This window comes from Arthrobacter sp. 05T47, assembly GCF_056395825.1.
In genome coordinates, this window is sequence record NZ_JBFTKG010000013.1 from 1 (window position 1) to 12,141 (window position 12,141).

At 68.3% G+C, this 12,141-nt stretch carries 10 protein-coding genes and 1 rRNA gene; all 11 read left to right on the top strand.

Annotation, left to right across the window (positions count from 1 at the left end; all coding sequences use genetic code 11):
- The first annotated feature begins 130 nt into the window (after positions 1-130).
- The 11 genes from rrf to AC1DEY_RS11145 all read left to right on the top strand — a co-directional run bounded on the left by rrf (position 131) and on the right by AC1DEY_RS11145 (position 12,133).
- Positions 131-247: ribosomal RNA gene (gene rrf, locus AC1DEY_RS11095) — 5S ribosomal RNA — on the top strand.
- 665 nt (positions 248-912) lie between these two features.
- A complete protein-coding gene (locus AC1DEY_RS11100; protein ID WP_476867983.1) occupies positions 913-2,946 on the top strand; it encodes a hypothetical protein in 2,034 nt (677 codons plus the stop codon).
- A 4-nt stretch (positions 2,947-2,950) separates the two neighbouring features.
- A complete protein-coding gene (locus AC1DEY_RS11105; protein WP_476867984.1) occupies positions 2,951-3,940 on the top strand; it encodes an HAD-IIA family hydrolase in 990 nt (329 codons plus the stop codon).
- A 9-nt stretch (positions 3,941-3,949) separates the two neighbouring features.
- Positions 3,950-4,264 carry a hypothetical protein gene (locus AC1DEY_RS11110; RefSeq protein ID WP_476867985.1) on the top strand — a complete coding sequence of 105 codons (315 nt, stop codon included), beginning with the start codon at positions 3,950-3,952 and terminating at the stop codon, positions 4,262-4,264.
- Positions 4,261-5,073, top strand: coding sequence for a TlyA family RNA methyltransferase (locus AC1DEY_RS11115; protein ID WP_476867986.1), 813 nt, complete (start codon positions 4,261-4,263; stop codon positions 5,071-5,073). The genes AC1DEY_RS11110 and AC1DEY_RS11115 overlap by 4 nt, the downstream gene beginning before the upstream one ends.
- A gap of 22 nt (positions 5,074-5,095) precedes the next feature.
- Entirely contained in the window at positions 5,096-6,133 is a 1,038-nt protein-coding gene (locus AC1DEY_RS11120) for an NAD kinase (protein ID WP_476867987.1), read from the top strand.
- Positions 6,134-6,136: 3 nt separating this feature from the next.
- Positions 6,137-7,873, top strand: coding sequence for a DNA repair protein RecN (gene recN / locus AC1DEY_RS11125; RefSeq protein WP_476867988.1), 1,737 nt, complete (start codon positions 6,137-6,139; stop codon positions 7,871-7,873).
- Positions 7,874-7,973: 100 nt separating this feature from the next.
- Positions 7,974-9,782 carry a CTP synthase gene (locus AC1DEY_RS11130; RefSeq protein ID WP_476867989.1) on the top strand — a complete coding sequence of 603 codons (1,809 nt, stop codon included), beginning with the start codon at positions 7,974-7,976 and terminating at the stop codon, positions 9,780-9,782.
- A gap of 27 nt (positions 9,783-9,809) precedes the next feature.
- Entirely contained in the window at positions 9,810-10,475 is a 666-nt protein-coding gene (locus AC1DEY_RS11135; RefSeq protein ID WP_476867990.1) for an NUDIX domain-containing protein, read from the top strand.
- A 161-nt stretch (positions 10,476-10,636) separates the two neighbouring features.
- Positions 10,637-11,578 carry a site-specific tyrosine recombinase XerD gene (gene xerD, locus AC1DEY_RS11140; protein ID WP_476868046.1) on the top strand — a complete coding sequence of 314 codons (942 nt, stop codon included), beginning with the start codon at positions 10,637-10,639 and terminating at the stop codon, positions 11,576-11,578.
- 66 nt (positions 11,579-11,644) lie between these two features.
- Positions 11,645-12,133: an 8-oxo-dGTP diphosphatase gene (locus tag AC1DEY_RS11145; RefSeq protein ID WP_476867991.1), complete on the top strand. Its 489-nt coding sequence runs from the start codon at positions 11,645-11,647 to the stop codon at positions 12,131-12,133.
- The last annotated feature ends 8 nt before the right edge of the window (positions 12,134-12,141 follow it).

The following is a 12,141-nucleotide window of genomic DNA, read 5'->3' on the forward strand; positions in this document are numbered from 1 at the left end:
ACCAACAAACCCGTTGCTTGAGAACCGTCAACTGAATAACAACACCACAGCTGCGGTGAAAACCGCAGAGCACATGTTGTAACCACCAGATTTCCCCACCCCCGGCAACAGGCGGTGGCGGAGCAAGGGTTACGGCGGTCATAGCGTGGGGGAAACGCCCGGTCCCATCCCGAACCCGGAAGCTAAGACCCACAGCGCCGATGGTACTGCACCCGGGAGGGTGTGGGAGAGTAGGTCACCGCCGGAACAYCATTAACGGTCGAGGACCCCCAACCACGTTGGGGGTCCTCCCGCATTTAACCCACAAAACAAAAGAATCCGGGTTATAGGACAAAACGTGAGTACATACCGGTGTGTCACGAGCGTCGTGCCGGGAATCTGAGCTGCCTGGCCTCTGAGGTACTGGGCTCGAGCGCCCGTGGTCTCGTCCGCCGGATGCCGTCCCGGGGCACTTTGACATGGACACGCCGCGGTTACCGGACCCAGGGGCCGGAATCGTGTCGAAAGGCGCCCCTGTGGGCGAGCGGCGGTGATCGGAATGGGCCTAGGCTGCGCGGGTAGGGCATCACCGTGCAAATGGCTCGGCTCTAAGCCTCCGCCAGAACATCATGGAGATCCAGGACCCCCAACCGCGTCGCCGGCGTCTTCCGGCCAGGCCCAAATACAGGGTCTCGGCCACCAGCGCTGCCCGCCGGCCGCCGGGACGGAGAGAATAGCGGCCGAGGGTTGTGAGACTTGCCACCGCGGGTCCGATAGACCTGCTGCCGTTAGCCGGTGGCGGGTTGCTCGCCTAGAATTGATGGAGATGTACGGACTTCGAAGCGCTTGATTTCGGGTTGCGTAGGAAACGAAACACGGAACAGAGCGGCTGCGAATGCGCCAGTGGTCAGCTCGCAACAGGAGGATCCCAGCATGGCTGATCACAACGATGGCAACCGCGGCGGCAAAGCCCGAGACAACTCCGGCGGAGCCCCTTTCCGCGGCACGAGCAACTCGGGCGGCGATCCTCGCGGGTTCCGTTCCAGGGAAGACCGTGAAGGCAAGCCCTACAGTGATCGTGCTCCGCGTGAGGGTGGCGGCCAGCGCAGCTACGGCAGCGGGGACCGTGACCGCAAGCCTTACAGTGGTGGTGATCGTAAGCCGTACGCCGGTGGCGAGCGTAAGCCCTATGGTGATCGCGGCCCGCGTGAGGGCGGGGATCAGCGTGGTTTCGGGGGCAGTGAGCGTAAGCCGTACAGCGGCGGCGCCGGCGGTGAGCGTAAGCCTTACGGTGATCGTGCCCCGCGTGAAGGTGGAGGCCAGCGCAGCTTCGGTGGCGATAGCCGTCCGTCTTATGGCGATCGTAAGCCGTACAGCGGTGGTGGCGATCGTAAGCCGTATAGCGGTGGTGGCGATCGTGACCGTAAGCCCTATGGTGATCGCGGCCCGCGTGAGGGCGGGGATCAGCGTGGTTTCGGGGGCAGTGAGCGTAAGCCGTACAGCGGCGGCGCCGGCGGTGAGCGTAAGCCTTACGGTGATCGTGCCCCGCGTGAAGGTGGAGGCCAGCGCAGCTTCGGTGGCGATAGCCGTCCGTCTTATGGCGATCGTAAGCCGTACAGCGGTGGCGAGCGTAAGCCCTATGGTGATCGTGCTCCGCGTGAGGGTGGCGGCCAGCGCAGTTTCGGCGGCGGCGACCGTGACCGCAAGCCCTACGGCGCCGGCGATAACCGCAAGCCGTTCGGCAGCCGCGAGGACCGTCCCGCACGCAGCTTCGACCGTGGCGAGTCGGGTCCGCGCCAGTATGGTCGCGACCGTCCCGAGGACCGTCCGGTACGCGTACCCAACGCGCGCGATCTCCGCAGCGCCAACCGTCCCGACCGGGAGCGTTCACCCCAGATCGACGAGGACGTCACGGGCAAGGAACTTGACCGTGCCACCCAGCACCAGATCAAGACCCTCGAAGGCACCAGCGCCGAATGGGTGGCCCGCCACCTTGTCATGGCCGGACGGCTCCTTGACGAGGAACCTGAGCTTGCCTTCCAGCATGCCCTGGCAGCGAGCCGCCGCGGTGGACGCCTTGCGTCCGTCCGCGAAGCTGTCGGCCTGACCGCCTACGCGGCCGGCCACTATGGTGAAGCCCTCCGGGAATTCCGCACCTACCGCCGGATCAGTGGCTCCAACATGCACCTGCCGGTCATGGCCGACTGCGAGCGGGGCCTCGGCCGCCCGGACCGTGCCCTGGACATGGCCCGATCCGAGGAAGCCAAGGATCTCGACGCCCCGGGCAAGGTGGAATTGGCGATCGTGGCAGCCGGTGCCCGCACCGACCTCGGGCAGTTCGACGCCGCGGTTTCCGAACTGGAGATCCCGCTGCTGGACATCAACCGGGCCTTTTCCTACAGCCCCCGGCTGTTCCGCGCGTACGCTGATGCGCTGACGGCAGCCGGCCGTGCGGCTGAGGCCGAGAAGTGGCAGCGCCAGGCCGTCGTGGCCGAAAACGCACTGGGCCTTGGGGAGGACGAGGACCCTGACATCATCGACCTCGGCTGGGACGAGGAAGAGGAAGCCCGTGAGGAGAACCGGCAGCGCCGGCTCCGTGAGCAGGAGAACGCCGACACGCACGCCGGCACCGAAGAGCGCGCCCCGCGTGCCGCCGGTGCTGCTGCCGCCGCGGAAACCACCGGCGCCGCAGCTGAGGCGACCGGCCTGAATGCGACCGACGGCAGCGCCATCGACCACAGCGCCATCGACCACAGCGTTATCGACCATAACGCCGACGACGCCGAAGGGGACTACTTCGAGTCCGACGACGCCGAGTCCGACCAGGATTCGGTGGAAGCCGACGTGCTGAGTGAATCAGAAGTGCTCGATAACGCCGGCGGCGAACCGGAGGCCCAAGAGGCCGAAGCGGATCAGGAACTCCTGGACGACTCCGAGGCCGCCCGGCATGACCGGGCCGAGGACTAGCCGCATGGGCGACACCGCACTGATCGCCACGTTTGATGCCCTGCTCTCCGACCTCGACGGCGTGGTGTACGCCGGCCCCCATGCCATCCCCGGGGCCGTGGAATCGCTGCGCCGGCTCGCCGGCGTCGGCGTCGGGCTGGGCTACGTCACCAACAACGCCTCCCGCTCCCCGGCGCAGGTAGCGCAACACCTGCGCGACCTCGGCGCGCCTGCCGAGGACCACCAGGTGGTGAGTTCCTCGCAGGCGGCGGCGGCGCTGCTGGCCTCGATGCTGCCTGCCGGGTCGCACGTGCTGATCACCGGCAGCGCCGCGCTGGCCCAGGAAATTGAGCTGGTGGGCCTGGTTCCCGTCCGCGGCGCGGAGGACAACCCGGTCGCCGTCGTGCAGGGCTTCAGCCCGGACATCGGGTGGAAAGACCTCGCGGAGGCGTCGTACGTCGTGGCCGGCGGCGCCCTCTGGGTGGCGACCAACACGGACTGGTCCATTCCCCAGGCGCGCGGCATTGCCCCGGGGAACGGGACGCTTGTGGCGGCCGTTGCGGCCGCGACCGGCAAGACCCCGATCGTGGCGGGCAAGCCCGAGGCACCGCTGTTCCACACGGCCGCCAAGCGGCTGTCCGCCGACCGGCCGCTGGTCGTCGGTGACCGCCTGGACACCGACATCCTGGGCGGCAACAACGCCGGCTTCGCCACGGTGGCTGTGCTGACCGGCGTGGACACCAGGGAATCGATCCTCGCCGCCCGGTCCATGGAGCGCCCGGATTTCCTCATCAATGACCTCACCGGCCTGTACGCGCCGTACCCTGCCGTGGAGCACGACGCCGGGCGGTACAGCAGCGGCACTGCCTCGGCAATCGTGCGCGGGCAGTCCGTCCACATCAGCGGCGACCCCGCCGACCTCGATTCATGGCGTGCCGCCTGTTCGGCCTGGTGGGCCGCGAACCCCGAGACCACCAGCGCGCTGGCCCCGGTCCTCGAGTGGCTCGATCACTAGGCTGGACCTATGACCGAGCTGAACCCAGAGCTGAACCCACATCCAAACCAGGATCCAACCCACGAGCCTCACGAGGCGGCTGAGGCTGGCGCCCCGGCAGAGGCCGGCGTCGCCTGGCCCGATCTGTCGTTGCAGCACGTCCAGGACCCGGCCGTCAGTGCCGTGCTGGACCGCCTCGCGGCCGTGCGGCAGGCGCCGGTGTCCGGACACGGCGAAGTCTATGCCGGCATGCACGATGCCCTGCTGGAGGCCCTGAACGAGGACGTGGCCGGCCACGCCGGCGCGGCACGCCGCATCCATGCAGCAGGGGACGGGGGAGCGTGAGCCGGCTGGACCAGGCACTTGTCAGCCGGGGGCTGGCACGGTCCCGGACGCATGCCGCCCGGCTCATCTCCGAGGGCAAGGTGAGCTCCGGCGGCGAGATCCTCGCCAAGGCCTCACAGCAAATCCCGGATGACGCGGCGCTGGACGTGCGGGCCTCCGCAGAGGACGGCTACGTAAGCCGGGCCGGGCACAAGCTGGCCGGCGCGCTGGATGCCTTTCCCGCCGTCGAAGTCGCCGGCAAACGATGCCTCGACGCCGGTGCCTCGACCGGCGGGTTCACGGATGTGCTGCTGCGGCGCGGAGCCGCCCACGTGGTGGCCGTAGACGTCGGGCACGGCCAGCTGGTCCCGGAAATCCGGCACGACCCGCGCGTTGCCGTCCACGAGGGTCTCAATGTCCGGTACATGACGCCAGGGGAAATCGGTGGACCGGCCGCTTTGACGGTGGCTGACCTGTCCTTCATCTCGCTGACCCTGGTGGTGGTACCGCTCGCCGCCTGCACGGTGCCCGGTGGTGACCTTGTCCTCATGGTCAAACCGCAATTCGAGATCGGCAAGGACCGGCTGGGCCGGACCGGCGTGGTCACCTCGGAGCGGGAGCGCAGGCTCGCCGTGACCAAGGTGGCTGCCGCCGCCGTGGACGCGGGCCTCGAATTGCGGGGCCTCGCCCAAAGCCCGCTGCCGGGACAGGACGGCAATGTCGAATACTTCCTGTGGATAAAACGCGCGATGTCGGAAGTCCCGCCTAAGATCGAGGAGCGGGACGCAGCCGTTGCTGCGTTGCTCGGAACAATCTGGCCGAACCACTAGAACCACCAGAAGGCGGAACCCGATGAGCAGGCGTGTCCTCATCCTTGCCCACACAGGGCGCGAGGAATCCCTCAAGGCTGCCTGGGAGGCGTGCGCCCTGCTGCATGAGTCCGGCCTGGTCCCGGTGCTGCAGGAAAACGAGCTCGGGGACATGGTCCGGTTCTTCGGCCGGCTCGACCACCCCGTGGAGGTACTGCACGACCACGTGAAGCTGCCCGAGGTGGAACTCGTCATGGTGCTGGGCGGGGACGGCACCATCCTCCGCGCGGCCGAGCTGGTCCGGGAAGTCGACGTGCCGCTGCTCGGAGTGAATCTGGGCCATGTGGGGTTCCTTGCCGAAAGTGAGCGGGCCGACCTCGCCCAGACAGTCGAGTGGATCGCCAGCCGTGACTACACGGTGGAGGAGCGCATGACGATCGACGTCCAGGTCTGGGTCCGCGGGCAGAAGATCTGGCACACCTGGGCCCTCAACGAGGCGGCGATCGAAAAGGGCAACCGGGAACGGATGCTGGAGGTGGTCACGGAAGTCGACGAACGCCCCCTGACCTCCTTCGGTTGCGACGGCGTGGTCCTGGCCACGCCCACCGGATCCACGGCGTACGCGTTTTCCGCCGGCGGCCCCGTCGTGTGGCCCGAAGTGGAGGCCCTGCTGATCGTGCCGATCAGCGCCCATGCCCTCTTCGCGAAGCCGCTCGTGGTCTCTCCCCGGTCCCGGCTCGCCGTCGAGATCCTGAACCGTACCGACGCCCAGGGCGTCCTGTGGTGCGACGGCCGCCGCTCGGTGGACCTGCCGCCCGGCGCGCGCGTAGAAGTGACCCGCTCCGCCACGCCCGTCCGGCTGGCCAGGACACACCAGACCCCCTTCTCCGGCCGGCTCGTGCGCAAGTTCCAGCTCCCCATCCAGGGCTGGCGCGGCCCCATGCCGCAGGCCAAGGCCATCCACACCGGACCCGTCCCGATCATCCGCACGCCCCGCCCCATGCCGCCGCTGCCCTCGCCGCACGACGCAGGACCCGGCGACGGGCCCGATCCATCGCCAGATCCCTCAACCGAGAAGTGAACCATGCTTGAAGAACTGCGAATCCGCGATCTCGGCGTCATCACCGACGCCACCCTGCCGCTGGGCCCGGGCCTCAGCGTCGTGACCGGTGAAACCGGAGCCGGCAAGACCATGGTGGTCACCGCCGTCGGACTGCTCCTCGGTGCCAGGTCCGACGCCGGAGCGGTCCGCAGCGGCGCGAAGAGCGCCTCCGCGGAGGCGGTGCTGAAGCTCGACGCCGGGCACTCCGCCATCGCCCGGTCCCGCGAGGCCGGCGCCGACGTCGAGGAGTTCGACGGCGGTGCTGAACTGCTGCTTGCCCGCAGCGTCGGAGCGGACGGCCGCAGCCGCGCCTATCTGGGCGGACGGGCCGCGCCTGTCGGCGTGCTCGCCGAAATCGGCGAAACCCTTGTGGTGGTGCATGGCCAGTCGGACCAGATCCGGCTCAAGAGCCCGGTGGCGCAACGCGGCGCCCTGGACAAATTCGCGGGCGACAGCCTCGCGGGAACGCTGGCCGCCTACCAGGACCTCTACGCCCACTGGCACGCCAGCCAGGCCGAGTTGGACTCCCTGCGCAGCGCCGCCCGTGAACGCCTCCGCGAGGCCGAGTCGCTGCAGGTTGCCCTCACCGAGATCGACGCCGTGGACCCCCAGCCGGGGGAGGACGACGCCCTGAAGGCCGAGGCAGTGAAGCTGGCCAACGTCGAGGAACTGCGGATCGCGGCCAGTACCGCCCACCAGGCGCTCATCGCCGAGGACTTTGGCGAAGATGCCGACGCCACCACACTGGTGGACGCCGCCAAGCGCACCCTGGAGCACGTTGCCGAACACGACGAGGAGCTGGGCTCAGCCGCGGCGCGTCTGGCCGAGGTCGGCTTCCTGCTCAACGACATCGCCGCGGAGCTCGCCAGCTACCAGGCCGCCCTGGACACGGAGGGCCCGGAACGGCTGGCAGAGATCGAGGACCGCCGGGCCGCGCTGGCCAAGCTTGTGCGCAAGTACGCGCCGAGCATCGACGAGGTGCTGGTCTGGGCCGAGGAGGCCCGGACCCGGTACGAGGAACTGCAGGACGACTCCACCCGGATCGAATCGCTGGAAGCCGAGGTGGCCCGGGCCGGGGCCGAGCTCAAGAAGAAGGCCTCCGCGATCACCAAGGCGCGCACCAAGGCCGCGAAGGACCTCTCCGCCCGGGTCAGTGTGGAGCTGAAGGCGCTGGCCATGGCCGATGCCACCCTGGTCATCAACCTCGAGCCCGCCGGCCAGCTGGGACCGTTCGGGGCAGATGACATCTCGTTCCTGCTGCAGCCGCACTCGGGTGCGCCGGCCCGGCCGYTGGGCAAGGGCGCCTCGGGCGGTGAACTCTCCCGCGTCATGCTCGCCATCGAGGTGGTCCTGGCCGCCGTCGATCCCGTCCCGACGTTCGTCTTCGACGAGGTCGACGCCGGCGTGGGCGGCCGGGCCGCCGTCGAGATCGGCCGCCGGCTGGCGATGCTGGCACGGCACGTCCAGGTCCTTGTGGTGACCCACCTGCCGCAGGTGGCCGCGTTCGCGGACCAGCACATCAGGGTCACCAAGACCTCCGTGCGGGGCGCCGACGGCGCTACCGCCACGGGATTCACCTCCAGCGACGTGCAGCTGCTGGATGAGGCCGAGCGCGTCCGCGAGCTGGCCCGCATGCTCGCCGGCCAGGAGGACTCGGAGTCGGCGCAGGCCCACGCCCAGGAGTTGCTGGACGACGCCAAACTCCTGCCGCAAATCTAGGCGGGGTCGCCGGGACTTCCGCACGGAGTTCCGCAGGTGCCGCTGCTAGGACAACAATCACATCGGGATCCCGCCAGGGAGCCCGTGGAAGGCCGAATTGATGATAAGCTCAAACTCCGTGGTGCAGCGATCAAACTCTCGTGTAAATTCCCGGTTCCCGGGCTCGTCCAAGACGACCAAACACATCTTCGTCACCGGTGGTGTAGCGTCCTCGCTCGGTAAGGGACTGACGGCTTCGAGCCTCGGCCACCTCCTGCGGGCACGCGGTCTGTCTGTAACAATGCAAAAGCTCGATCCCTATCTGAACGTGGATCCGGGCACGATGAATCCCTTCCAGCACGGCGAAGTCTTCGTTACCGACGACGGCGCCGAGACGGACTTGGACATCGGCCACTATGAGCGCTTCCTCGATGAAAACCTCGAAGGATCGGCCAACGTCACAACCGGCCAGGTCTACTCGACGGTCATCGCCAAGGAGCGCCGCGGCGAATACCTCGGCGACACCGTCCAGGTCATCCCGCACATCACCGATGAGATCAAGCGGCGCATGCGGCTGCCCGCCGAGGGCAAGAACGCCCCGGATGTCATCATCACCGAAATCGGCGGCACGGTGGGGGACATCGAGTCCCAGCCGTTCCTCGAATCCGCCCGCCAGGTCCGCCAGGACATCGGCCGCGGCAACGTCTTCTTCCTCCACGTTTCCCTCGTGCCGTACATCGGCCCCTCGCAGGAGCTGAAGACCAAGCCGACGCAGCACTCCGTTGCCGCGCTGCGCTCCATCGGCATCCAGCCGGAGGCAATCGTGATCCGTTCGGACCGCGAAGTCCCGCAGCCCATGCGCGACAAGATCGGCCGCATGTGCGACGTCGACATCGACGCCGTGATCGGCTGCCCGGACGCCCCGAGCATCTACGACATCCCGAAGACCCTGCACTCCCAGGGCCTGGATTCATACATCGTCCGCGCCCTGGACCTGCCGTTCAAGGATGTGGACTGGACCAGCTGGGACAAGCTGCTCGACGCCGTCCACAACCCGAAGCACGAAGTTGAGATCGCGCTCGTGGGCAAGTACATCGACCTGCCGGACGCCTACCTCTCCGTCACCGAGGCCCTGCGCGCCGGCGGCTTCGCCAACGACACCAAGGTCAAGATCCGCTGGGTCCCCTCGGACGAATGCGAAACCCGCGAGGGCGCTGTGCAGTCCCTGGCCGGCGTCGACGCCATCTGCGTTCCGGGCGGCTTCGGCATCCGCGGCCTCGAAGGCAAACTTGGCGCCCTGAAGTATGCCCGCGAAWCCAAGCTCCCGGTCCTGGGCCTGTGCCTGGGCCTGCAGTGCATGGTSATCGARTACGCCCGCAACGTGGTTGGCCTCGAAGGCGCGTCCTCGTCCGAGTTCGAGCCGGATTCCAAGTACCCGGTCATCGCCACGATGGAAGAGCAGCTGGACATCGTTGACGGCAAGGGCGACCTCGGCGGCACCATGCGCCTGGGCCTGTACGAGGCCAAGCTGGACGAAGGATCCGTCGTCGCCGAAACCTACGGCGCCACGAATGTCAGCGAACGYCACCGGCACCGCTACGAGGTCAACAACAAGTACCGCGAGCAGATYGCCGCCMRGGGCCTGRKSTTCTCCGGAACSTCGCCCGACGGCAAGCTGGTCGAGTWYGTGGARCTTCCCCGCGAMGTCCACCCGTACTACGTGGCCACSCAGGCGCACCCCGAGCTCAGCTCSCGGCCCACGCGCCCGCACCCGCTGTTCGCGGGCCTGATCAAGGCCGCCCTGGGCCACCAGCAGGTCGCCGACTCTGCGCCCGCTGCCACCATCAGCGCCAGCGCCAAGACGGACAGTGCGAAGGCCGATGCCCCGGCCGCTGCGCCCAAGCCCTCGTCGGCAGCAGTGTCCAAGTAATTTCCAACTGAATCAAAGGACGGCGCGATGCCCGGTATGTCTGAGACCCCCAATGCTGCACGGCAGGTTTCGGATGAGCCGAGCCCGCGCCGTCTTTTGTCTTCCCGGAAGGTTTACGAAGGCAGGATCTGGGACGTCGTCAGCGACAGTTTCCAGCTCAACGACGACGGCGACACCCTGGTCCGGGACTACATCGACCATCCCGGCGCGGTGGCCATTCTCCCCATGAACGACGCCGGCGACGTGCTGCTGCTGCGGCAGTACCGGCACCCCGTCGGCATGGATCTCTGGGAGATTCCCGCCGGGCTGCTGGACGTCGAGGGGGAGGACTTCGTCATCGGCGCCGCCCGCGAACTGGCCGAGGAAGCGGACCTCGTGGCGGACCGCTGGAACGTACTGGCGGACTTCTTCAACTCCCCGGGATCCTCCAGCGAAGCCATCCGCATCTACCTGGCCCGCGGCCTGAGCGAGGTGCCGGGACATGAGCGGCACGTGCGCACCGACGAGGAAGCCGAAATCGAACTGCACTGGACCCCGCTGGACGAGGCCGTGCAGGCGGTGCTTGACGGCCGACTGCACAACCCGTCCGCCGTCGTCGGCGTGCTGGCAGCGGCTGCCGCCCGCGCCGACAACTTCGAAAGCCTCCGCCCGGCCGACGCGCCCTGGCCCGCCCATCCCAGCCAGCGCCGATGACCGACGCGCTGATCGCCGAACCCCCAAGGCTGGATCCGGCGGCCCCTGCGCAACTTCCGGACCCTGCGCAATTTCCGGACCCCGCACCGGCGCCCGCGCAACCTCCGGCCCCGGCGGCGTCAGCCGCTCCCGAACGCCCGCCCGCGCGGCCGCTCACCGCGATTGACCGCGCAGTGACTGACTACCTGCAGCACATGAGCGTGGAACGCGGACTCGCGGCAAACACCCTCGCGGCCTACCGGCGTGACCTGGCCCGGTACGCGAGCCACCTCGCCCGGTCGGGACGCCAGCGCCCGTCGGAGGTCATCCGCCACGACGTCACCGGATTCGTCCAGGCGCTCTCCGACGGCTCCGACGGCGGCTCCTCCCTGGGCGTCCGGTCCGCGGCGCGCACCGTCGTGGCCGTGCGCGGCCTCCACAAATTCTGGGCGCTCGAAGGCGTCACACCCACCGACCCCGCCAGCGATGTACACCCGCCCATGCCCGGCAAACGTCTGCCGAAAGCCATCAGCGTCGGCGAGGTCACCAGGATCCTCGAGGCGGCCGGCACGGACACGGCAACCGGCCTGCGGGACCGTGCGCTGCTCGAGTTCCTCTATTCCACCGGTGCCCGCATCAGCGAAGCCGTGGGCCTGGATGTTGACGACATCTCTCTGCAGACCTCCCGGGAGGCAGGTGAAGGCGGTGGCCCGGCAATCGTCCGGCTCTTCGGCAAGGGCTCAAAGGAACGCCTCGTCCCGCTGGGATCCTATGGGGCGCGCGCCCTGGACGCCTACCTGGTCCGCGGGCGGCCCCTGCTGGCCGCCAAGGGCAAGGGCACCCCGGCGCTGTTCCTGAACGCCCGCGGCGGCAGGATCAGCCGGCAAAGCGCCTGGACCATCCTGAAGGCTGCGGCGGACAAAGCCAACATCACCAAAGACGTGTCACCGCACACCCTGCGGCACTCCTTCGCCACCCACCTGCTGGAGGGCGGCGCCGACGTGCGCGTGGTCCAGGAACTGCTGGGACACGCCTCAGTGACCACCACACAGGTCTACACGCAGGTGACGGCCGATACGCTGCGGGAGATCTATGCCGCCGCGCACCCCCGCGCCCTGGGCTAAATCCGCGCCGAGGCACGCCTGCGGCGTGGCACCGCCGGCCCCGGGGGCTGGCGCTAGGGTGGATTCATGAACTCGACAGCTGTCACTCTGTGCTTCCTGCTACGCGACGGAGCTGCCGGCACGCAGGTCCTCCTCGGTACAAAGAAGACCGGGTTCGGAGTCGGAAAGATCGTGGGGCTGGGCGGCCACGTGGAACCGGGGGAGTCCGACGCCGAGGCCGCCTGCCGCGAAGTCTTTGAGGAAGCCGGAATCGTGGTCACAGAAGACGACCTCCGCGTTGCCGGGCTGATCGAATTCGTCTTTCCCGCTCGGCCGGAATGGAACATGTCCACGAGCCTTTTCACCACGCGCCGCTGGTCTGGCGAACCCGTCGAAAGCCAGGAAATGATCCCGGAATGGTTCCAGGTCGCGGCCCTGCCGCTGGCGCGCATGTGGCAGGATGCCGAGCACTGGCTGCCGCTGGCTTTGGGGGAAGGCACGGTGGAAGCCGTCATCACCCTGAACGATGACAACGAGACCGTGGCCTCTGCGGAATATTCTTTGCGGGGCGTGTAACCCCTAGC

Bases quoted from the DNA above. Each gene is read 5' to 3' on its own strand.
- AC1DEY_RS11105 (WP_476867984.1), top strand. From the start codon at position 2,951: ATGGGCGACACCGCACTGATCGCCACGTTTGATGCCCTGCTCTCCGAC.
- AC1DEY_RS11120 (WP_476867987.1), top strand. From the start codon at position 5,096: ATGAGCAGGCGTGTCCTCATCCTTGCCCACACAGGGCGCGAGGAATCC.
- AC1DEY_RS11100 (WP_476867983.1), top strand. From the start codon at position 913: ATGGCTGATCACAACGATGGCAACCGCGGCGGCAAAGCCCGAGACAAC.
- AC1DEY_RS11145 (WP_476867991.1), top strand. From the start codon at position 11,645: ATGAACTCGACAGCTGTCACTCTGTGCTTCCTGCTACGCGACGGAGCT.
- AC1DEY_RS11135 (WP_476867990.1), top strand. From the start codon at position 9,810: ATGCCCGGTATGTCTGAGACCCCCAATGCTGCACGGCAGGTTTCGGAT.
- AC1DEY_RS11110 (WP_476867985.1), top strand. From the start codon at position 3,950: ATGACCGAGCTGAACCCAGAGCTGAACCCACATCCAAACCAGGATCCA.